The organism is Pseudopedobacter beijingensis, from assembly GCF_042678145.1.
GTDB classification, from domain to species: domain Bacteria; phylum Bacteroidota; class Bacteroidia; order Sphingobacteriales; family Sphingobacteriaceae; genus Pseudopedobacter; species Pseudopedobacter beijingensis.
Map to the genome: position 1 here is coordinate 1 of NZ_JBHUDG010000042.1, position 22,243 is coordinate 22,243.

Sequence of the window (22,243 nt, forward strand, 5' to 3'; positions counted from 1 at the left end):
ACTCCCTGAACCTCGTTTTTCAGTACCGGATCGCTCCGGATTCCCGTCCTTGCGATCGGGAGTGCAAAGGTAAGAACTTTTTTGTTCGGTGCAAGTTTTTTTTAAACTTTTTTTCTAAGCTACCGAAACCTGTTTAAATGGTCTCTTAAAGGTAACTCCAGGCACCGAGCTTCGCCCTTCTTCCTGTTTGCTTCATGTCAACCTTCCTCTCCTGCCCTTCTCCTCTTTAATCCCCATTTCCTTGCGATTGGGAGTGCAAAAGTAGATATTTATACTATACCAGCAAACTTTTTATTGCCTTTTTTTATAAAAATATATCAACTCATTGACTAAGAATGTGTTATTTTTTAGGTTAACGATCAAACAAAGGCATCAGATAAAGAATTCATCTGTGAAATTAACAAAGAACAGCTCTTTTGTAGCTCTGGTGGTTGCTGTATATAGCCATCTCAACAATTCTTTATTGATCATTTCCTCTGTAAGATAGCCCTGATCTACAAATACTGCTTCCCATTGCCCCCCTTGTGCTTTATGACAGGTAACCGCATAAGCAAACTTTATTTGCAAGGCATTATAATAAGGGTTAGTTTTCATTTCTTCTAATTGCTTTCTCCGGGGCAGACCTTCATAATCCTTTAATACTTCGTTAAAGAACCGTCTTTGATCTTCATAGGGTAAACTAGGATTGTCTGTATATAATGTATCTAATAATATCTTACATTCTATATTATACTCTTCAGAATCCGAAAATTGTATCTGCGCATCGGCAAATCTAAAACCATAAAGCTCTTTTACATTTTTAACTCTTGTTATTTTGGCTATTTCTCCATTTGCTATAAAACCTCCTTTTTCTTCGGGCATCCAATAGTAGTTGTTTTTCACCACCATAATCAAATCTCCACCTGTAATTTCATCTTCTCTCCAAAGTATTTGATTTCTTATATGCTGATTATAGATATTGGCACTTTTGTTTGAGCGACAAACTACCAATGAATTCTCCATTCCAAATTTATCATAGGCATAATTTAACCCCTCTATAATTTTCTCCCCATTCATTCTATATACATCTTTATATTTAGCTGTATTTAATTGTGGAAATGTATAATTTGCCTGGTCACGAATCTGATCTCTTATCTGAGTAGCATTATATAATATACCGGACTCTTTTTCCTGCCTAACTACTTCTGTCAATTCCTGATGATAAACATCAAACCCATATCCTCTTAAAAAATCTACGGACAAGGCCGGGCTATGCTCTGCTTGTACCGGAGGAAGCTGAGCTGCATCTCCTATAAAGAGGATACGATTACCTTGTTCGTTATATACATATTGTATTAAATCATCTAAAAGACTATTTCCATCAAAACCATTTTTGTCATCGCTTATCATCGAGGCCTCATCAACCACGAATAATGTATTTTTAGACATATTAGGCGAAAGACTGTAATTGGAATCTACGTTTGATGCTGTTTTTTTTCTATAGATACGTCTGTGTATGGTAGATGCATGCACCCCTGAATAAGACGATAATACTTTTGCTGCCCTACCAGTTGGTGCCAATAAAACCACATTAAGCTTTAGTTTTTGCATTACTTTAACCAAAGCGCTTACTACACTGGTTTTTCCTGTACCAGCATATCCTTTAAGAATAAAACATGATTCGTGATTTTTATCCTGAATAAAACGTTCCAGTTTATAAAACAGATCGAGCTGTCCTGAATTAGGTTGATGTGAAAACGTACTTGTTAAAGCCTGCGAAATTACCATTATTGTAAAATTCGTCAAAATTAGTGAACAGCGGATAAATTAAAAACTTTACTTTTGCTAGGATGGAAAAGCATGTTTTGATAAAATCTGGAAATTACGAAGAGTCTGAAACAGATATCTTATTTTTAGAACTCGGCAAAGATCATTATAATTTCGCAATTGCTGATTCAGCTCTGAGCAACTTAAAGGCCATAGGAAGCGATGATAGCTTAGCTTCCAAAATTCCACTTCTGCAAAGGAAATTCAAAAACGTTCTGGTCTCTGCTTTTACTCCTTCTTTTTCTTTAGTTCCTTTCGATTTCATTGGCAATAAGTCTTCTTTTTCCAATTTAATGAACATAGACGCAGAAAACACCTCTTTATATGAGGAAGTTCTGATTAATCAGCAAATCGTTAACCTATTTAATATACCAGATACGGATAAAGAAAACCTGGATAGACATTTCCCTGCTCATCAGTTATGTTCACAAGTACAACCATTTGTTAAGGGCAATATTAAAAATGACGGTATATATATTAATATACGTAATACTTGTTTCGAGTTATTGATTGTAGAAAATCAAAGCATATTATTTTATAATGTATTTGAATTCAAAAACGATAATGAATTACAGTATTTCCTATTATTAGTATTACAACAAAAAGGAATAGATGCTGCTTCGGCTCTTTTAAAAATAAGCGGAGACATTCACGAATCTTCTCTTACTTTTCAGCGATTACGGATGCTTATTCCAAACTTATCTATCAATGAAGCTTCTAAGCTTATTACCTACGATAACAGCTTTATTGAAATGCACCGTTACTTTTCACTTTTAAGCCTGACAAAATGCGTATTATAGGTGGAACTTTAAAAGGTAGAAGATTTTCTCCTCCTAAAAACCTGCCTGTAAGACCCACAACTGACATGGCTAAGGAGGCTTTATTTAATATTATCCAAAACAGGTTTGATATTGAGGATTTAAATGTATTGGATCTTTTTAGCGGTACCGGAAATATATCTCTGGAATTTGCATCCAGAGAAGTACAACACATTACTTCTGTAGATCTTAATTTTGGCTGTGTAAACTTCCTTAAAAACACAGCTAAAGATTGCGGTTTCCATCAGGTTAAATGTATAAAGGCAGATGTATTTAAGTTCTTAAATCAAGAGACAGAACAGTTTGACTTGATTTTTGCAGACCCACCGTATGATATTCCTAAAATACCAGAAATTGCAACAATAGTATTTAGCAGAAATCTTCTTAAAGAGAACGGTGTTTTGATTATAGAACACCAAAGCATGCAGAATTTATCTGCAAATCCTCACTTTATTGAAAGCAGAAAGTATGGTTATGCCACTTTTAGCTTTTTTAGCCAAACCAATAATTCTTTATAGTTTTATATTTAAACAGCACACTCATGAAAATAGCTTTATTCCCCGGTTCTTTCGATCCTATAACTATAGCCCATGTAGATATACTGGAACGTTCCGTATCTTTATTTGATAAGGTTTTTGTAGGCATAGGCTTAAACAGTAATAAAAAATCATTGCTGGATGCCCAGACCAGGCTAGAAATTATTAAAGCTGTTTTTGGAAATAACGAAAAAATTGAGGTGATTACCTACGAGGGACTAACGGTTAAATTTTGCAAGGAGATTAATGCAAAATACATGATAAGGGGAATTAGAACGGTATCGGATTTTGAATATGAAAAAGCTATTGCTCAAATGAACCATGCCCTTGTCCCGGATATAGAATCTATATTTATTTTAAGTAAACCGGGTTATTCTTCCATTAGCTCTACCATTGTAAGAGACATCTTAAGATATGGCGGAGAGGTTGAAAAATTTGTGCCCCCTGCCGCCATCCCTTTTTTAAAATCATGCCAATTCTAAAACAGTAATAATAGAAGGATAAGTATTTGCTGTTACCTGATTCCAATCTGGTTTTTTAATCCATACTGCTTCCGTAATATCCTCTTCCAGTTGCGGAGTCAGAGATTGCTCAGAGTCTACTTCCATAGCATACCAATAAGTGGTTTTCAAAACAACCTGTTCCTTAATATTATACATATGGTAGGTTTCCACAATCTTATGCCCTAACCTGGTCACTGTTACACCGCACTCTTCTTCTACTTCACGTACGGCAGCTTCTTCTATTTTTTCGTTTGGTTCTAACTTTCCTTTAGGAAGATCCCATTTACCTAAACGTTTAATAAACAAATATCCATTATCTGGATTTTTAACCAATCCTCCCGCAGCCTCTATATTTTTAACCTTAGATTTAAGTGTTTCAAAAGCCCGCTCAGGGTCTTCGGAAACCAGATAAAAGATATTTTCGGTAAGACTGGAAATTTCATAATAAAATTTACAAAAATCAAAAGACTGAACATCAATGATTTGAGCATCTTTAGTACCCTCTTTTAAAACAGAAGTTATAATTAGGGCTTTTTCGTTGATATAAATATTGTAGTTTTGCATCATGTACAACAAAAGTGAGACTGAACAGAAAATTGCTGAATTTTTGTTGCAAATAAAAGCAATTAAATTACAACCTACTAATCCTTTTACTTGGGCCTCTGGTTGGAAATCTCCAATTTATTGTGACAACAGGATAACTTTATCTTATCCGTCCATAAGGACTTACATCAGACAAAAGCTTTCTGAGACCATTCAAGAAGAGTTTGGCTCAGTAGATGTTATTGCTGGTGTAGCTACAGCAGGAATTCCACAAGGAGTATTGGTAGCTCAGGAACTGGGACTTCCATTTATTTATGTAAGATCTAAAGCCAAAGAACACGGTACGCAAAGCCTGATAGAAGGTGAAGTTAACGAAGGACAACGCGTAGTTGTAATTGAAGACTTGGTTTCTACCGGCAAAAGTAGTTTACAAGCCGTTAATGCATTAAGAGATGCCGGATGTAATGTAGTGGGTATGGTAGCTATATTCTCTTACAATCTTGATATTGCCACAGAAAATTTCAAAGAGGCTAAATGTCGTTTTGTTACGCTATCTAACTACAATGCTTTGTTGGAGTACGCCATAGAACACAACTTATTCCCTAAAAACGATCTGGAACTATTGAAAGATTGGCGGGTAAACCCTTCTGAATGGGGTAAAAAAACTGAAAACACAGAACTTTAAATATGACTGTTTTTGAAAGTAAGGTTTTATTAAACCAACCGATATCTAAGGTGTATGCTTTTCTGGAAGATTTAAACAACCATGAAGGTTTAATGCCCGAAAATGTATACAACTGGTCAAGCACAAAGGATGAAGCCAGATTTACCATACAGAACATGGCTAAATTAGCTTTAAAAATAGACTCCAGGATAGAGAATAAAGAGGTACTGATTGTACCTGCAGAAGAAGCTCCTATTGCACTAAACCTTAAGTGGACACTAACAGATAATGGCGATACTACAGAAGCTAAACTAACCATCTCTGCTGAATTAAACATGATGATGAAAATGTTGGCCAGTGGTCCTTTGCAAAAATTAACAGACTATCAGACAAATGCTTTAGCTGGTAAAATAGGCTAAACATAAAATTTATAACATTGAAAAAGCTAATCTTTAATAAGGTTAGCTTTTTTTTATTTACCCCCTATTTTCAGTAGCAGACATAGCAGTTACTGAAAAACAGGTAAATGACACCATTCTGCCCAGAGATTTTATTCGAGATGTAGTCGAGATGAACCTAAGACAGATTCGAGACTGGTTCGGGTAGTCTTCAAGAAAGCTTCGATAAAACAAGGGTTTTCTTCGAGAGTTCTTCGACAATCCTTCGACAAAACAGGGTGTTTCTTCGACAACTCTTCGACAAAGCTTCGGCAAAACCCGAAGCTTCTTCGATATTTCCCCTGTAAATCCCGAAGGAACATGGAATAAAACTCAAAGATATGTCGAGTCTGTCTTTAGTCATTCTCCAGTCTGTCTTCAATAAGACTCGAAAAAATCACACCCCTTGGTCTTTCCACAAAAAAACATGAATATAACAGCTTATTTCTCTCTTAAATAAAAAGTAGAAAGGATTTCGGAATATACATGGCAGAACATTTAAACAATAACTCTTTAATCAATAACAGAGCTATTAGAATCCTCATCTATAATAAACAGGGGTTAAACCCTCCTAAACATGAGAGTTAAAAAGCAGACTATCTGTTTTCATCTACATTTTGTATCATCCCACAAGAAATTTCACACTGTATCTCATAAGACATTTTTACAGCTAAAAATAAACCTACAAGACATTTTGTCTTCTTTAATTTAAAGCATCCGACTTATTTTCAGGTTTCAAAAACACTAATAGGTTTGGTTTTGTTTTTGTTGAGAAGAATCTGGAGGACTAAAATATGAATTTCAACAACTTCACAATAAAAGCACAGGAAGCTATACAAAAGGCTTCAGAAATAGCTACCGGTTTTCAGCAACAAGCCATTGAAAACGCTCATTTACTGAAAGCGTTACTTTCTGTGGACGAAAACGTAGTGGGTTACTTATTAAAAAAACTAAACGTAAACATTAACAGACTTAATCAATCTCTGGATGAAACCATTGCTGCTTACCCAAAAGTAAGCGGCAGTAATGTGTATTTATCCGGTACTACTAATTCTACTTTAATTAAGGCTCAATCTTACTTAAAAGAGTTTAAAGACGAATTTGTATCTGTAGAACACATTTTATTGGCAATTTTAGATTCTAGCGATAAGGCTTCTACTTTTTTGAAGGATCAGGGTGTTAATGAAAAAGATCTGAAAAAGGCTATTAAAGATTTACGTGGCGACTCTAAGGTAACTGACCAAAATGCGGAAGCTACTTATAATGCGTTAAATAAGTATGCGCGTAATTTAAATGAGTATGCTGAATCTGGAAAATTAGATCCGGTTATCGGTCGTGACGAGGAAATCAGACGGGTTATTCAAATCTTATCCAGAAGGACTAAAAACAATCCTATATTAATTGGTGAACCGGGCGTGGGTAAAACGGCAATTGCCGAAGGTATTGCCCATCGGATTATTAAGGGTGATGTTCCGGAAAACCTAAAAACTAAAACTGTTTTTTCTCTGGACATGGGTGCCCTTGTTGCCGGCGCTAAGTATAAAGGAGAATTTGAAGAACGTTTAAAAGCTGTTGTTAAAGAGGTTACGGATAGCGATGGCGAAATTATTCTGTTTATTGACGAAATCCATACGCTTGTTGGTGCCGGTGGTGGTGAAGGCGCTATGGATGCTGCCAATATCCTAAAACCTGCTTTGGCCAGAGGCGAACTGAGATCTATTGGTGCAACTACCTTAAATGAGTATCAAAAATATTTAGAGAAAGATAAAGCGTTGGAAAGAAGGTTCCAAAAAGTAATGGTTGATGAACCGGACACTCAGGATGCTATTTCTATTCTGCGTGGATTAAAAGAGCGTTACGAGACTCACCATAAAGTAAGAATAAAAGACGAAGCTATTATAGCGGCTGTGGAACTGTCTCAACGTTATATTTCTGATCGGTTTTTACCTGATAAGGCTATTGACCTGATGGATGAAGCGGCATCTAAACTTAGATTAGAGATGGACTCTGTTCCTGAAGCGGTAGACGAGCTGGATAGAAAAATTATGCAGCTGGAGATTGAACGCGAGGCTATCAAACGGGAGAATGACGAGAAAAAGGTACAGGATCTTTCTAAGGAAATAAGCGATTTAGCAGCAGAACGTGATGAGTATAAAGCTAAATGGCAAAGTGAAAAGGATTTGGTTGATAAAATCAATACTAATATTGAAAGTATTGAAAACCTTAAGCTGGAAGCGGAGCAAGCTGAAAGGGCTGGTGATTATGGAAAAGTTGCCGAGATAAGATATGGTCGTATTAAAGAGGCTCAGGATGAGGTTGAGAAGCTAAAAGCTGAACTGGCTGGTAAAACCAATGATAGCAGAATGCTGAAAGAGGAAGTTACTGCTGAAGATATCGCTGGCGTTGTAGGCAGATGGACTGGTATTCCGGTAACTAAACTTATCTCCAGCGAAAGAGAGAAATTGCTTAATCTGGAAGATGAGCTTCATAAACGTGTGGCTGGTCAGGACGAAGCTATTGAAGCTATTTCGGATGCTATAAGAAGATCAAGAGCTGGTTTAAGTGATCAGAAAAAACCTATTGGTTCTTTTATTTTCTTAGGTACAACCGGTGTAGGTAAGACTGAGCTGGCAAAAGCACTGGCTGAGTTCCTGTTCAATGACGAACAATCTATGATTAGGATTGACATGAGTGAATACCAGGAAAGACATGCGGTTTCCAGATTGATTGGTGCGCCTCCGGGATATGTGGGTTACGATGAGGGTGGACAGTTAACTGAGGCTGTAAGAAGAAAACCTTATTCTGTTATTTTACTGGACGAGATTGAAAAAGCGCATCCGGATGTGTTCAATATTTTGTTACAGGTGTTGGATGATGGACGTTTAACTGATAACAAAGGCAGGGTGGTAAACTTTAAAAATACCATCATTATTATGACGTCTAATATTGGGGCTCATTTGATTCAGGATAATTTTAAGGATCTGAACGACAATAACCGGGAAGATGTAATTGCCAAAACAAAAAATGAGCTTTTTGAATTGCTGAAACAGACTATAAGACCAGAGTTTTTAAACAGGATTGACGAGCTCATCATGTTTACCCCACTGAACAGAAGTGAGATCAGGAATATTGTGAACATGCAGTTTGAGGGTGTAAAACGAACTTTGGCTGACATGGGTATTGAACTGGATGCAACGGAAGAAGCTTTGGACTGGTTAGCTCAATTAGGTTACGATCCTCAATTTGGTGCCAGACCTTTAAAAAGGGTTGTTCAAAAACGTATTCTGAATGAACTTTCTAAACAGATTTTGTCTGGAAAAGTAGATAAGGACAGTAAGATTAAACTGGATGTTTTTGACAATCAATTTGTTTTTCTGAATGCAGATAAGTAATATTTTCTAACCGCTAAGAAGATAAGATTTATCAAACTGGTTAGCTAAAATTATCATAGAGCCATTTCGAAGGTATTTCGGAATGGCTTTTTTGCTTCTTAATTGTGCGTTATTGGGTTTGGGTATCGGATAATTAACTAAACCGAACCGAAGAAAGATGTTTCTCCTTCAATCGTTTTCAGGTAAATTTCAGGGGTCATTACAGATAAGCTTCTTGTTTTATAATCCTTAATGTTGCGGGTTACAATCACTTTTACTTCTTCTTCCTTTTTCCCCGAAAAATTCTGTAGCGCATCTTTAAAATTAGAATTTAAAGCTTCTAAAACGGTTTTTCTGTTTATTATTGCTATATCAAGGAAACTCAGTAGAAGCTTTAGGTTTTCAATAATTTTTTCGCGTTTAGCTACTTTTCTCAAAAGATAGTAAACATTGCTGATCGTTACTGGTGTAACAAAGCCTTGTAGTTCTTCTTTTTCGCATAAACTTAAAACTTTGGATGCATATTCTGAAAAGGGATCCCTATCAAAAAAGAAGTCAAGAATTACGTCTGTTTATTCTCATTATTTTACACGTATATAAAAACCGACTACTTCAATTATCTATAGCTTGTTAAGCAAATGTTTAAAAAACGTATGTAAACCACAAAAATCAGGTAGGCTCAATAAGAAAACGGGCGAACAGACTAAACCTTAACATCTCTTTGTTAATAACTACCTATTTGTTAACAAATAAATAATCTAATTATACTAAAACTATGATTTTCAATTCGTTAATTTTATAGACCTTCAAATATAAGGTCGTTCATTTAACTATATTTTGCTATGACCTGGAAAAAATTCAGCGGAGAAAACCTACATTCTCCCATTCGATCTGAAGTAGAAAATGCCATATTAAAGGAACACAACCTGGGTAACAAATTAAAGGTTTGCATTGGTACAGACTCACAGGTAAAGGGCAGTATCATTCATTTTGCAACGGTAATTGCTTTTTTAAGAGAACATAAAGGCGGCTTTATGTACATTAACCAGGAAAGAAGTCATCTTAAAATGAGTATTAAGGAACGCATGCTTACCGAAGTACAAAAGTCTATTGAAACAGCTTATACTTTATGCGACCTGCTGGATACTTATGAGGTAGAACTGGAAGTACATGCAGATATTAATACTAACCCACAGTTTAAATCAAATACAGCTTTGAAAGAAGCTATGGGCTATATACTAAATATGGGTTTTGTATTTAAAGCTAAGCCAGAGGCTTTTGCCAGTTCTACCTGTGCCAATAAAATGGTACAGTAATACCTATTTACAGGGCTAATACTTTTTGGTAACTGGCTCCCTGGACTACTCCTCTTTTCTCGATTTCAGAATCCATATAATTCTGGATCTGGGATTTTTTTAGCCCCCAGTTTGGAGCAATCAGCATATCCAGATCTGATAATCCGAATAACCTCTGGATTACAATATCTTCTCGCACCAAAGGTAAAAGCTCACAAATAAAGTCTGTATAAGCTTCTAAAGAGAACAAGGGAAAAGGGTTCTTTTTATATTTTACTCCCATAATAGAACCGTCTACAATATGCAGGTGATGGAATTTGACAAATTTAATCTGTTTAAATCTATTAATCTCATCGGCATATTTTAGCATCATCTCATGTGTTTCGCCGGGTAAACCAAAAATTGTATGTACACAAATATCTAGTTTTGTATTTTCCAATAAGGCCATGGTATCTACAAACTCATCGTGAGAACATCCTCTGTTTATCTGCGCCAAGGTTTCGTTATAGATAGATTCCATTCCCATTTCCAAATCAACCACTAACCTATCGGTATAACTTTCTAAAAGGGCTATTTTCTCAAAATCGAGACAATCCGGGCGTGTTCCTACAGATAAACCTACTACATCTGTTGGGTTTACGCTTAACGCTTCATCATACAAAGACTTCAGATAATGTGCAGGTGCATACGTATTGGTATTAGGTTGGAAATAAATTATAAACTTCTCAGCCTTATAATTCTTCGCAGCTCTTTCCATACCAAACTCTATCTGCTCTTTCATAGATGCCATGGTACGTGAAGTTGGTGTAAACGAATCTACATTACAATAAGTACAACCACCATAACCTTTAGAGCCATCTCTGTTTGGGCAGGTAAATCCCCCATCTACTATTACCTTGTAAACCTTCTTACCATCATACTTATTTTTTAAATAGGCACTGTAATAGTTATAATTTTTCTCACCAAAAGCCAAAGATTTTTCCACCTTTAATATTTAAATTTATTTTTGCAAAGATAAGAAATGATCCTTCAATGTTAATCTTAGGTTTATGCTAAGAATTTATTATAAAAAGAACACCCGACTAGCAAAAGAAACAGATATAGAACTTTTAAGAGAAATCCCTCTGGATAGCCTCGTATGGGTCGATTTGCAGAATCCTACTATTGAAGAAAAAGTAACGGTCGAAACATATTTCGACATTAAATATTCTACCAGTAAGGAATCTCAGGAGATAGAAAGCTCTTCTCGTTTTAGCGAACTTGATAATGAAATCATTATTAATTCAAACTTTTTATCCATAAAAGCACAGGGCTTTGATTATTTGCCTGTTTCTATTGTGCTGGAAAAAGGTATTTTATTTACTTATCGGGATGACGATTTAAAAACTTTTGGAGAGTCTGTAAAGAAAATAAAATCTAACCCTACTCTTTATGTAAATGGTTACCAGATTTTATCTACTATTCTGGAAACCTGTATCGATCAGGATGCTGATTTGATAGAAAATATTGCGAAGGAAATATCTGAGCTTAATAAAAGTTTGAAGGCTACTAACGAAAAGGTTGACGAACAGGATCTATTAAAGATATCTTCTCTACAAAACGACAATATGTTACTTAGAGAAAACATCATAGATAAACAAAGAATGCTTTCTGCTTTACTTAAATCGTCTTCTTTTCCGCAAGAGTACATGGCGGTATTAAGGATTATGATCAAAGATATTAGTTCTTTACTGGAGCACAATAAGTTTGCTTTTGAGAGGCTGGAGTATTTACAGGATACTTTTATGGGTTTAATTAATATTGAGCAGAACCGCATTATCAAGATATTTACAGTTGCCACGGTTGCCTTTATGCCCCCTACGCTTATTGCCAGTATTTATGGGATGAACTTTACTTCTATGCCCGAAATACATTGGGAATTTGGATATATAGGTGCTATTGTACTGATGATTATCTCTTCTTTAGGTACGCTGGTATATTTCAAAAAGAAAAAGTGGTTATAACACGGCTTGTTGTTAATGATTAATTAACAATTACTTAACATTACGAATTTTTTGTTTATTAGTTTTGCAGCAATTTAACAATTTGAAAACAATTGCTTAATAATGAACAAAGGTTATCTCTCTTTTATACTGATAATTATATCAGTACTCCCCTTATTTTCTTTTGCAAATCAGCAAGACAGCACTTCTAAATCTTTATCTGAGCGGAAATGGCATGAGATTATTTCTTTAAGAGGTTATGGTCAGGTTAGGTATAACAGACTTTTAGAAACTAACGACCAGTTACGTTGCGAACAGTGTGATAAATCTTGGGGCGATGGGGGGCTTTTTATCAGGAGGTTAAGACTTGTTTTCTATGGTTGGGTAAATGAACGGGTTTATTTTTATGTACAACCAGATTTTGCGAGCTCATCTGGCAGTACGCTTAATTATTTACAGCTGCGTGATGCTTATGTAGATTTGGGAATAGACAAAGAAAACGTTTTTAGGGTAAGGGTGGGGCAAAGTAAAGTTCCTTATGGTTTTGAAAATGCACAGTCCAGCCAAATCAGATTATCTATAGACCGTGCCGATGCTACCAACAGTGCTTTTGTGAATGAACGTGATTTGGGAGTTTTCTTCTATTGGACCCCTAAAATTGTACAGGAGAGATTTGAAAAAATAAATGCGCTAAAATTAAAAGGAACCGGAAATTACGGTATGATGGGTTTAGGTTTTTTTAATGGTCAGGGGGCTAATAAAGCTGACCTGAATAAAAAACAACATGTAGCGGGACGATTTACTTATCCGTTTCTCATCAACAATTCTCAATTTATAGAAACGGGACTACAGGCTTATTCCGGCGAGTTTACAATGCCTTCTGATTTATTAAGCAATGGGGTAAAAACCAATTTTCTTAAGACATACAGGGACGAGCGTGTGGGTGCTAGTTTAACAGTTTACCCTCAGCCTATTGGCATACAGGCCGAATATAATATTGGAAAGGGGCCGCAATTTAACACTCAGACAGATTCTATTGAGGTAAGAAATCTTAAAGGTGGCTACATTACTTTAAATGCTAAAGCGAATATTGGAGAGGACCTTTTTTACCCGTATGTGAAATACCATTATTACGATGGTGGTAAAAAGTTTGAGAAAGACGCCAGAAGCTATTTGGTGAAAGAGTTTGAGTCTGGTATTGAGTGGCAACCCAACAAATATCTTGAACTGGTAGTTGCTTACACCATTTCTGACAGAAGGTTTGAGGATTTTGTTTTAAAAAATAACCACCAGAAGGGGAATCTATTGAGGATACAGGCTCAATTTAATTTTTAATGGGATGAAAGGTATTTCATGGATACAACTACAAAAAAGATGTATAAGAAATACCTTTCCACTCTGAAATACATATACTTTTGAGAAAGATTTCTTCCATATGCATTTAGGAAGGAGTTGTCTCCTTCCTAAATTGATCACATTAACATTAATCTAAAACCGACAAGTTTGGTCTTGCTAAGGAATAATATAAATGACATTACAACAAGAGATTACTTCGTTCCTCGCAATGACAAAACGAAAGCCCTTCCAAACTCATTATCAGAGCCTTAATTAAAACACAAATGATAACTTGATTCAATATCTGTAAACTGGTGAAAGAGATAATTAGTCCGTTTTTAGCTATCCGAAACTCAAACCCATAGATTCCCAAATGTCATTTCCCCTCTTATCAGTATTCCCAATCCCTACGGCCAAATTCCCATATTCATATAAGAAGTAGCGATCTTATCTATCGCTAAAACAAATGCTGCAGTACGTAAATCGGTTATTTTAGGATTTGTCACCATTTTCTCTCTAATCTCATGATATGATCTCACCATTGTATCTTCTAATCCCGAGTTTACCAGTTCTAGCTCTGAAGCTCCTTTTACTATAATTGCCCGCTGTTGTTGTGAAAGCGACATTCCAGTTGCATTTTCAATAGTATTCAGGATGTTTAAGTTTGCATTTTCATCATATCTTCTATCCATTCTACCGAAAGCTACATGCGATAAATTTTTCAACCACTCGAAATACGATACCGTAACCCCACCTGCATTTGCATACATATCAGGTACAATAATGCCTCCTTTTTCTATAAAATATGCCGCAGCTTGCGGAGTTGTTGGACCATTTGCTCCTTCAACAATAATTTTGGCTTTTATACGCTCAATATTCTCTGCGGTAATCTGATTTTCTAAAGCAGCCGGAATCAGGATATCACAAACTTGCTCCAAACCTTCTGCCGGGTTTTTAAATTCTTTTTTTGCTTTTTTATATCCCAGAATAGAGCCACTGCTTTTTCTATGCTCCAATATTTCAAAAAGGTCTAAACCATCCGGATGATAAACAGCACCTTCGTATTCACAGATACCGACCAGAATAGCTCCGAATTCCATCAGGTATTTAGCGGCATTTAACCCCACGTTTCCCAATCCCTGTACAATCATTCGTTTACCTTCTAATCCGGCGGTGAGCCCTAAAGCTTTCATATCCTCTGATACTGACACACACTCCCTAGCCGCAAAGGCCACTCCGCGTCCGGTTGCTTCTTTCCGTCCTCCTATTCCATGTAAAGCTAAAGGTTTCCCTGTTACACAGCCTAAAGCATCTAAAGAACCTGGATTCATAGTCATATACGTATCTGCTATCCATGCCATTTCCCGTTCGCCCGATCCATAATCCGGAGCAGGTACATCTATGCCGGGACCTATAAAATTCTTTTTGATTAATTCTACCGTATAACGTCTGGTTATATTCTCCAGTTCGGCTGTGGTATAATTTCTGGTATTTATTTTTATACCGCCTTTAGCTCCTCCGAAAGGCACATTTACAATTGCACATTTATAGGTCATTAATGCCGCCAGTGCCATTACTTCATCCTCATTTACCATATCGCTATACCGGATACCTCCTTTTGTGGGCATCATATGGTGCGAGTGTTCTACACGCCATGCATGAATAATCTCGAAACTATTGCCTTTACGTATGGGAAACTGAAAACGGTATACGCTATTACAGGCTTTTATTTGCGACAAAAGACCTTTGTCGTGACTGGTGAACTGAGCAGCTTTATCTACAAAGCTGCAAACATCATCAAAGAAATGAAATTCTGATTTTCTTTTATCTGATTGTGCCATAACTCATATAGTTTAAATGTGCATGGATTATGGGTATAAAACCTAAACCCATCACTATATGATATAGCAACAAGAATTCTTTTTTGTTTTTCTGAACCTAATATTTTTTACTTATCTTTTTCTATTTTGGATATTTTTCTGTCTATGGAAAACAGATAAATAAACAGCCCTATAAATAGTACTGTTATTACTGCCACCACTACATAAATTTTCCCTGAAGATCTTAACTCATCGGCCATTTCTACATGCCCATCCGCAAAAGTAGTAAGCGAGATTAACGAGATAAAAAGAAATAAGAATATTTTTTTGATCATGATAGTATTATTGAATCTGATTTTTCTTGTTTTGTAATATTCTGGTTCTGTATTTTAAGGTCATTATCCAGGTAGCTGTTAACAACCACCCCAAAACCGCAGGATAAAAAACTGTTCTCATCCGCGAATCCAGATCGTATGCACCAAATCCAGGATTACCTCCATTTCCAGGATGTAAAGAATCTGTCATTCTTGGCAGCACAAATATGAGTACAATCATTATTGGGAATGCAAATACGTTATAAATAGCAGATATTTTTGCTCTTTTCTGCTCTTCGTCTACTGAACCTCTTAGTACAATATACGCCAGATACATTAATGTTGCTATTGCAGAACCATTTAGTTTTGGATCATTAGGCCAGGGAGCTCCCCATGTAAAGTTAGCCCATACCATACCTGTACATAAGCCTAACAGCCCAAATACAATGCCTGTATTTACACTTTCTACAGCTATCAGATCATGTTTTTCATTAGCACTGGCAAGATATTTAATACTGTATATTACCGAAATAAGGTATAACAAGATCATGGAAAACCACATAGGAACGTGAAAGTATAAATTTCTGACACTTTCGTTTAAAATTGGAAGATGAGGAACTTCCATTAACAAACCGCCTATTATGGAATATATCACCAGTAAAAAGGCTAAAATTTTCCACCAGTTGTTACGCATAAGATATGTTTTAAAATCGTCGCTAAATTAACAAAAAACAAACGGATGTATAACCTTAGTTTAAGGTTTTACATCTGTGCATTGTAAGAATATTCCGTTTTAAGGGTATAAACCTGCTTATACGTTATTAATCTCTCCATAAATAAGGAAATAATAACAGGGATATGGCCACTACTATAACATTGATAAAACCCAGAACTCCTATTTCATCATAAGAAACGGTTCTGTCTAAACCGTCCATTGCATTTTTAGACAGCTTAATGATTAACATAAGTACAGGGATAATAATGGGAAAGCTTAATATAGCCATCAAAGTACCATTATTACCTGCCTTTGATGCTATGGCCGAAATCATAGTGAAAACCGTAGAGAAACTAATTGCACCTAATAAGACCGCTACAAAATAAAACCAGACATCACCTATCTCATTGGTAAATACTACACTATAGCATATTAACGCTATAATGGACATAATAACCATGAGTATAACATTGTATACAATTTTTGAGACGATAATGGCCTGCGGACTGGCAATGGTATAATAGTAAAGCAGTCTTCCTTTTGATTCCTGCATAAAGCTTTTGGCTATAGCATTAATAGCTGTAAAAAGGAGAATAATCCAAAAAAGGGCATTCCAAACCAAAGGGGGCGTGGTTCTAAAAGATAAATAGCATACAAAAACGGTTGAAATTACATACAGTAAAATCCCGTTAAATGCATACTTAGATCGCCATTCTAAAAGAATCTCTTTGTATAGTAATGCTTTTACCTGCTTCAGAAACGCCATAACTGTTAAAAATAAACTAACGGTTTAACAAACGGGCAACGTATTTACCTATGATGTCAAACTCCAGATTTACCTGATCTCCTACCTTTAGCTCCTTCATATTGGTATGCTCATAAGTATAAGGGATAATGGCTACTGAAAAACTATTGGTTTTTGATCCAACTACGGTCAGACTGATTCCGTTTATACAGATTGAGCCTTTTTCTACAGTTACATTTCCAGACGAAACATCGTATTCAAAAGTATAAAACCAGCTTCCCTCCTGTTCTTCTATACCTGTACATTGAGCTACCTGATCTACATGGCCCTGAACGATATGTCCATCCAAACGTCCATTCATTTGCATACAGCGTTCCAGATTAACCAGATTTCCTACCTGCAAACTTTTAAGGTTACTTTTCACCAATGTTTCGTGTATAGCAGTTACTGTATATTTATCATCATTTAAGGCAACTACTGTCATACATACCCCATTATGGGAAATAGATTGATCGATTTTCAATTCTTTGCTAATAGCAGATTGAATGGTAAAATGGATATTGCCTTCTTCTTTCTCTATCCCTACAACTTTACCTATAGTTTCTATAATTCCTGTAAACATAGGAACAAAGTTATAAGAAATTGACAGTATTTAATCTGTTTTGCCTTTATATTTGCCCTGTAATAAACTCTATGGAACAACTCATTATTTTTTCACCTGATACTTTTTGAACATGGCTTTAAAAACAACTCCAGTTACCATACTTACCGGATTTCTTGGTGCCGGCAAAACTACTTTGCTAAACCATATCATTAAAGAAAACCCCGATAAGAAATTTGCAATTATTGAAAATGAGTTTGGTCAAATAAACATTGACAGTTCTTTAGTAATCAATACTGACGAAAATATTTTTGAGCTTTCTAATGGCTGTATATGCTGTTCTGTAAATGGTGAACTTTCTGAATTGTTAAATAAACTGGTTACTGGCCCTTACGAGTTTGACCACCTGATTATAGAGACTACCGGCATTGCAGACCCTTCTGCTGTAGCTGCTGTTTTTATGACGGATTATAACATTCAAACTGTTTTTAAACTGGATGGTGTTGTTTGTGTGGTTGACTGTGCCAACGTATTGGATGTTCTGGGGGTTGAACAGGAGGCTTCGCAACAAATTGCTTTTGCAGATTACATTATCTACAATAAATCTACAGAGGTTTCCCAAGATCTTATTGACACTATCAAACAAAAAACGAAGGCTTTAAATCCGTTTGCTGATTTTGAATTTGCCGACTACGGATCTGTAAACACTGCTCCTTTATTACAACTGAATGCATTTGACAAAAATACCGTAAGGTTTAAATTGGGAGTAAACTCTTCTAAAAGCATTTTCGAACAAGAAAACCGTCACCATGATATTGCCGCCCTAAGCTTTGTATTTAAGGAAAGTTTTGATTTATTAATGCTCAGACATTATTTCTCTGTAATCCTGATGGTGCAGGGCGCATTTTTTTACAGAATAAAAGGCATTCTTAATATTGAAGGAATAAACAGACAGTTAATTATGCAATCTGTTAAAGGTATGCCTGTATTTACGGAAGGTGATGCCTGGGATGATCAAGAACGGGAAAGCAGGATTGTTTTTATTGGCAAAAATCTCAAAAAAGAGATTCTGGAAAAGGGATTAAAACAATGTTTTTTCAAAAAATAACTATCTAAAAAACAAACAATTAAAATCAAAAAACAAGCAACACCCCCTTAGTGTACTTTGTACAATAAGATATTTATATATATCTTTAAAAACTAATTATTAAAATACTATGATACTTATTGCTGACGGGGGGTCTACTAAAACAAATTGGTGCCTTATTGACGATAGCGGAAAGAAAGTCCTTTTCAATACAGAAGGATACAATCCCTATTTCTCTGATACTAATTATATATATAATTCATTAAAAAAAAATCTGCCCATAGATTTGGCCGCAGACCAGATTAAAGAAGTCAACTATTATGGCGCTGGGGTCCATAACGATGATAAAGCAAAGATTATTTCTGATGCGATGGTTAGGATCTTCACCAATGCCAAGGTTAATATTGGTCATGATTTATTAGCTGCTGCCAGAGCTTTACTGGGCGACAATCCGGGTTTTGCAGCTATATTGGGTACGGGTACCAATACCTGTATATACGACGGAAATGATATTATAGCTCATATTGATTCTTTAGCTTATATCCTGGGCGACGAAGGTAGCGGCTGCTATATAGGTAAAAAACTTTTATCTGATTATGTAAGAGGCTATATGCCACAGAATGTAAGAGAAGTATTTTGGGACACTTTTAAACTAACGGAAGAGGAGATTCTTGACAGTATTTATGTAAAACCTCGCCCGAACAGATTTTGCGCCAGCTTCTCTAAATTTGTTTATGATGTAAATGTTAATATTGAATACACCAGAAATCTTGTTAAAACTTCTTTTGATGACTTTTTCAAAAATCTGGTAAGCAGGTATCCTAATTATCAAGACTATAGCTTTAACTGTATTGGTTCTGTAGCCTATAATTTTAGAAATATACTGGAAGAAGTAGCCGCAGAATACGGAATGAAAATGGGCAGGATTGTACGCTCTCCTATCGATGATCTGGTTGATTTTCATCTTAGAAAGTTTAACAACCAATAATCTGGAGCTCGGCCACGCACCTCTCCCCTACAAAACGCAGATAGGATTTTAACCTTATCTGCGTTTTCTTTATAGGATTACGCTGTTTCTTTCTTGTTTTACAGATATTTTTCTATATTTCTTACTCATAACACACAGTTATATGATTTGATCATAGATGTAATCAGAAAGATCCCTATCATAAACAAGTATATTTATACGTTTAACTTTAGTGTTTGTACCAACATATACAAATTAAGAAAGCCTGGATGAAAAAAATTATGGTTGCCTGTTTATTCTCCGTTTTTAACCTTGCCTTATTTGCGCAGGTTGACGAAAACGAATACCATAAATTTCTTGAAGAAACTATTAAAAGATCAGAGCTTTATATTGACGCTGATACTTTACGTGAACTGAAAGATGTAGTCATCTTAGATACCCGAGAAAAGCAAGAATTTGATGTAAGCCATATTAAAAACGCCAAAAATGTAGGATATTTGTGGTTTGATATGCGCAATTTATACGATGTACCCAAATCCTCTAAAATTGTACTATACTGTACCGTTGGGAACAGAAGCGAAAAAATTGCAGAAAAGCTAAAAAAAGCCGGATATAAGAATATTCATGTCTTATATGGCGGCATGATAGAATGGGTAAACAGGAATAAGCCCATTTATAGAAAAGATGGAGTACAGACTACTGAAATACATACTTTTAATGAAAAGTGGTCTCATTTTGTGAACAGGGGCGCCATAACGTACTAAATAAAATATGTCTGATCATACGGAAGAACTATCTATTGTTATCACTGCTGATAATTCAAAAACTTTATATAACCCTCGTGTTGGTGAAAATTACCATAGTCTGCATGGTGCCATAGAAGAGAGCAACCATGTATTTTTAAATTCCGGATTGAGGTATTTTCTTGCCGGAAAAGAGCATCAAAAGGTTTCGGTATTAGAAGTTGGTTTTGGTACGGGCCTTAATTTTTTAGTCACTGCTGATTTTTGTACAGGAACAGAATTACCCTTAAGGTATGTAGGAGTAGAAGCCTATCCATTGGATAAAAAATTACTGGAAGCTACTGATTACCATCAACTGGTTTCTGAGAATACCTGGAATGCTTATATTAAAACCTACGAATCGGCATTAAAAGAAAAGGTTATGCTTAACAGCTTCTGTGAATATAATATCGCTCATACCGAGTTAAAAGACTTCCATTCTGATGAGCAATTTGATATTATTTACTTTGATGCTTTCGCCTCCAGAAACCAACCTGAAATGTGGAATTTTGAGGCTATTTCGCATACCGTAAGTTTTTTAAAACCCGGAGGGGTCTTTGTTACCTATGCCATTACCGGTAATCTTAAAAGAATAATGAAGTCTTTAGGTCTTAAAATAGAAAAGGCTCCAGGTTCTGCAGGTAAAAGAGAAATGTTAAGAGCCTTAAAATTATAAAAGCCGGCTTATAACCGGCTTAAATCATGCATTTCTATTGCTTTCCCAATATTTTTAACGGTACGTTCATCTAAGTCACCCCAGATTTGCTCCCACTGATTGTTCTCTTTTCTTCTTACCGGAGAAATTTCAATTCCATTTGTCTGACAAACAAAAAAGGGAGCCCATCCGTTGTTTCTTCGGGCTGTATCTCTAATGGCAGAGCTTTATATTCATTGGCTCCAATATTAATAAGAATATTAAATTTTTGATGCGCCGAATCTTTCATAACTCTCTGATTTTATTTAACAATAACTATCAAAAAACCATGCCACAAAACAAATTATTCCTGAGATGGTATCAATACAATTTTGAACGATGCCGGAGACATAGTAGTTCCTACAGGAAATGGGGAATTATCTGCATTTTGGATAAAAACAGTTAAATTATTATTAGTTGTAGCATAATTATAAGATAGCTTACCTATAACTTGAGGTATTTGTTCATAAATACCATTTGCATAACTTACATATACTAAAATACCATCATACTCATTGTAAAAATTATCTGACTCGTAAAAATCGAATGATGCAGTAAAATAAGTTCTATCCTTATTGGGATCTGCGTCTCTATAAAGCACCCACTCATTGCTTTTCACATTAGTATAAATAGTCTTATTGGATACTGTATAGTAATTATGGTAATCTTTTTGGCATGAAGTAAAACCTAGTATAACCACACCTAACATTAAAAAAAGTAATTTTCTCATCTCTACGCTCATATTTATAATTATAGACGAAGCAAAAGCGCCTCTTGTTACACCTCTATAGCAAAAAAAGAACCATATTTTAAATTCAGGGTATTAAATAGTACTTTTAACAGAAAATGAGGTTAAATAATTACATAAAGCCGCATCTGATTGCTTTAGGAATTCTTCTGAGCTTTGTTTCTTTTTTTAATCCCGTCGGAAACAGTATTAATCGTGGATCCTCTACACATAAAATAGAGATATACGATAATAGATTAAAACGTCATAAAGGAGTATCTTTCTTTTATTTCATTAAGAAAAACCACCCCTTCAATGTCCTTTTTTCTGTATTAAATATCCTTTTAATATATCTCAACAAGCTTATTTTACATTTACTAGCTCATATCAGGTTCATTTCCCTGGATATAGATGCCCTGCTATTAAATAGAATAAAGCTGTATTTTTTCCCCAACCACATACTACAGTCAAAAACCTTAAAGGAATAAAATCTAAAGCATT

General features: G+C 35.4%; 24 protein-coding genes. 13 read left to right on the forward strand and 11 right to left on the reverse strand.

All coding sequences use genetic code 11. From position 1 onward, the window contains the following. Positions 1-372 precede the first annotated feature (372 nt). Positions 373-1,767 (reverse strand): ATP-dependent DNA helicase, encoded by a 1,395-nt coding sequence (locus tag ACFSAH_RS14780; RefSeq protein WP_379663507.1) that lies wholly within the window; start codon positions 1,765-1,767, stop codon positions 373-375. Between the two features lie 62 nt (positions 1,768-1,829). On the opposite strand from ACFSAH_RS14780, the gene ACFSAH_RS14785 reads away from it, so the two are divergent. From ACFSAH_RS14785 to coaD, 3 genes are read left to right on the forward strand one after another with little or no spacing between them, the layout of a single operon-like run. Further along, on the forward strand, positions 1,830-2,606 hold the full coding sequence (locus tag ACFSAH_RS14785; RefSeq protein ID WP_379663508.1) for a DUF3822 family protein: 777 nt from the start codon (positions 1,830-1,832) through the stop codon (positions 2,604-2,606). Then, positions 2,594-3,142 carry an RsmD family RNA methyltransferase gene (locus tag ACFSAH_RS14790; RefSeq protein WP_379663509.1) on the forward strand — a complete coding sequence of 183 codons (549 nt, stop codon included), beginning with the start codon at positions 2,594-2,596 and terminating at the stop codon, positions 3,140-3,142. The genes ACFSAH_RS14785 and ACFSAH_RS14790 overlap by 13 nt, the downstream gene beginning before the upstream one ends. Before the next feature lie 23 nt (positions 3,143-3,165). Then, positions 3,166-3,642, forward strand: coding sequence for a pantetheine-phosphate adenylyltransferase (gene coaD, locus ACFSAH_RS14795; RefSeq protein ID WP_379663510.1), 477 nt, complete (start codon positions 3,166-3,168; stop codon positions 3,640-3,642). Here the strand turns inward: coaD and ACFSAH_RS14800 are convergent. Then, complete coding sequence (locus tag ACFSAH_RS14800) at positions 3,628-4,230, reverse strand: NUDIX hydrolase (RefSeq protein ID WP_379663511.1); 603 nt, start codon at positions 4,228-4,230, stop codon at positions 3,628-3,630. The two genes, coaD and ACFSAH_RS14800, sit on opposite strands and share 15 nt — an antisense overlap. On the opposite strand from ACFSAH_RS14800, the gene pyrE reads away from it, so the two are divergent. The 3 genes from pyrE (at position 4,229) to clpB (ending at position 8,699) form a co-directional block, all read left to right on the forward strand. Next, positions 4,229-4,891 carry an orotate phosphoribosyltransferase gene (gene pyrE, locus ACFSAH_RS14805; protein WP_379663512.1) on the forward strand — a complete coding sequence of 221 codons (663 nt, stop codon included), beginning with the start codon at positions 4,229-4,231 and terminating at the stop codon, positions 4,889-4,891. The genes ACFSAH_RS14800 and pyrE overlap by 2 nt on opposite strands. 2 nt (positions 4,892-4,893) lie before the next feature. Continuing rightward, positions 4,894-5,289, forward strand: coding sequence for an SRPBCC family protein (locus ACFSAH_RS14810; RefSeq protein ID WP_379663513.1), 396 nt, complete (start codon positions 4,894-4,896; stop codon positions 5,287-5,289). An 812-nt stretch (positions 5,290-6,101) separates the two neighbouring features. Next, on the forward strand, positions 6,102-8,699 hold the full coding sequence (gene clpB, locus ACFSAH_RS14815) for an ATP-dependent chaperone ClpB (protein WP_379663514.1): 2,598 nt from the start codon (positions 6,102-6,104) through the stop codon (positions 8,697-8,699). 137 nt (positions 8,700-8,836) lie between these two features. Here the strand turns inward: clpB and ACFSAH_RS14820 are convergent, their stop codons facing one another. Next, on the reverse strand, positions 8,837-9,241 hold the full coding sequence (locus tag ACFSAH_RS14820; RefSeq protein ID WP_379663547.1) for a PIN domain-containing protein: 405 nt from the start codon (positions 9,239-9,241) through the stop codon (positions 8,837-8,839). A gap of 279 nt (positions 9,242-9,520) precedes the next feature. Between ACFSAH_RS14820 and ACFSAH_RS14825 the strand changes: the two genes are divergently transcribed. Next, a complete protein-coding gene (locus tag ACFSAH_RS14825) occupies positions 9,521-9,994 on the forward strand; it encodes a ribonuclease H-like YkuK family protein (RefSeq protein WP_379663515.1) in 474 nt (157 codons plus the stop codon). Between the two features lie 7 nt (positions 9,995-10,001). Here ACFSAH_RS14825 and mnmL read toward each other — a convergent pair whose 3' ends face one another. Beyond that, entirely contained in the window at positions 10,002-10,958 is a 957-nt protein-coding gene (gene mnmL / locus ACFSAH_RS14830; protein ID WP_379663516.1) for a tRNA modification radical SAM protein MnmL/YtqA, read from the reverse strand. A 64-nt stretch (positions 10,959-11,022) separates the two neighbouring features. On the opposite strand from mnmL, the gene corA reads away from it, so the two are divergent. Both corA and ACFSAH_RS14840 read left to right on the forward strand, forming a co-directional pair. Then, a complete protein-coding gene (gene corA, locus ACFSAH_RS14835; RefSeq protein WP_379663517.1) occupies positions 11,023-11,976 on the forward strand; it encodes a magnesium/cobalt transporter CorA in 954 nt (317 codons plus the stop codon). Between the two features lie 102 nt (positions 11,977-12,078). Beyond that, a complete protein-coding gene (locus ACFSAH_RS14840) occupies positions 12,079-13,290 on the forward strand; it encodes a porin (RefSeq protein WP_379663518.1) in 1,212 nt (403 codons plus the stop codon). A 407-nt stretch (positions 13,291-13,697) separates the two neighbouring features. Here ACFSAH_RS14840 and ACFSAH_RS14845 read toward each other — a convergent pair whose 3' ends face one another. From ACFSAH_RS14845 to ACFSAH_RS14865, 5 genes are all read right to left on the reverse strand, one after another. Then, positions 13,698-15,131 carry a Glu/Leu/Phe/Val family dehydrogenase gene (locus tag ACFSAH_RS14845; protein ID WP_379663519.1) on the reverse strand — a complete coding sequence of 478 codons (1,434 nt, stop codon included), beginning with the start codon at positions 15,129-15,131 and terminating at the stop codon, positions 13,698-13,700. A 107-nt stretch (positions 15,132-15,238) separates the two neighbouring features. Continuing rightward, positions 15,239-15,445 (reverse strand): CcmD family protein, encoded by a 207-nt coding sequence (locus ACFSAH_RS14850; RefSeq protein WP_379663520.1) that lies wholly within the window; start codon positions 15,443-15,445, stop codon positions 15,239-15,241. Between the two features lie 7 nt (positions 15,446-15,452). Beyond that, positions 15,453-16,118 (reverse strand): cytochrome c biogenesis protein CcsA, encoded by a 666-nt coding sequence (gene ccsA, locus ACFSAH_RS14855; RefSeq protein ID WP_379663521.1) that lies wholly within the window; start codon positions 16,116-16,118, stop codon positions 15,453-15,455. Positions 16,119-16,245: 127 nt separating this feature from the next. Beyond that, on the reverse strand, positions 16,246-16,905 hold the full coding sequence (locus ACFSAH_RS14860) for a heme exporter protein CcmB (RefSeq protein WP_379663522.1): 660 nt from the start codon (positions 16,903-16,905) through the stop codon (positions 16,246-16,248). Positions 16,906-16,921: 16 nt separating this feature from the next. After that, complete coding sequence (locus ACFSAH_RS14865; protein ID WP_379663523.1) at positions 16,922-17,506, reverse strand: riboflavin synthase; 585 nt, start codon at positions 17,504-17,506, stop codon at positions 16,922-16,924. Positions 17,507-17,618: 112 nt separating this feature from the next. On the opposite strand from ACFSAH_RS14865, the gene ACFSAH_RS14870 reads away from it, so the two are divergent. The 4 genes from ACFSAH_RS14870 (at position 17,619) to mnmC2 (ending at position 20,997) form a co-directional block, all read left to right on the forward strand. After that, positions 17,619-18,593 carry a CobW family GTP-binding protein gene (locus ACFSAH_RS14870; protein WP_379663524.1) on the forward strand — a complete coding sequence of 325 codons (975 nt, stop codon included), beginning with the start codon at positions 17,619-17,621 and terminating at the stop codon, positions 18,591-18,593. Positions 18,594-18,702: 109 nt separating this feature from the next. After that, positions 18,703-19,560, forward strand: a complete 858-nt coding sequence (locus ACFSAH_RS14875; RefSeq protein WP_379663525.1) for an N-acetylglucosamine kinase — start codon at positions 18,703-18,705, stop codon at positions 19,558-19,560. A 248-nt stretch (positions 19,561-19,808) separates the two neighbouring features. Next, positions 19,809-20,303, forward strand: coding sequence for a rhodanese-like domain-containing protein (locus tag ACFSAH_RS14880; RefSeq protein WP_379663526.1), 495 nt, complete (start codon positions 19,809-19,811; stop codon positions 20,301-20,303). A gap of 7 nt (positions 20,304-20,310) precedes the next feature. Beyond that, complete coding sequence (mnmC2, locus tag ACFSAH_RS14885; RefSeq protein WP_379663527.1) at positions 20,311-20,997, forward strand: tRNA (5-methylaminomethyl-2-thiouridine)(34)-methyltransferase MnmC2; 687 nt, start codon at positions 20,311-20,313, stop codon at positions 20,995-20,997. Between the two features lie 115 nt (positions 20,998-21,112). On the opposite strand, the gene ACFSAH_RS14890 is transcribed toward mnmC2, so the two are convergent. Both ACFSAH_RS14890 and ACFSAH_RS14895 read right to left on the reverse strand, forming a co-directional pair. Beyond that, entirely contained in the window at positions 21,113-21,265 is a 153-nt protein-coding gene (locus tag ACFSAH_RS14890) for a hypothetical protein (RefSeq protein ID WP_379663528.1), read from the reverse strand. A gap of 54 nt (positions 21,266-21,319) precedes the next feature. Then, positions 21,320-21,745 (reverse strand): hypothetical protein, encoded by a 426-nt coding sequence (locus tag ACFSAH_RS14895; protein WP_379663529.1) that lies wholly within the window; start codon positions 21,743-21,745, stop codon positions 21,320-21,322. Positions 21,746-22,243: the final 498 nt, after the last annotated feature.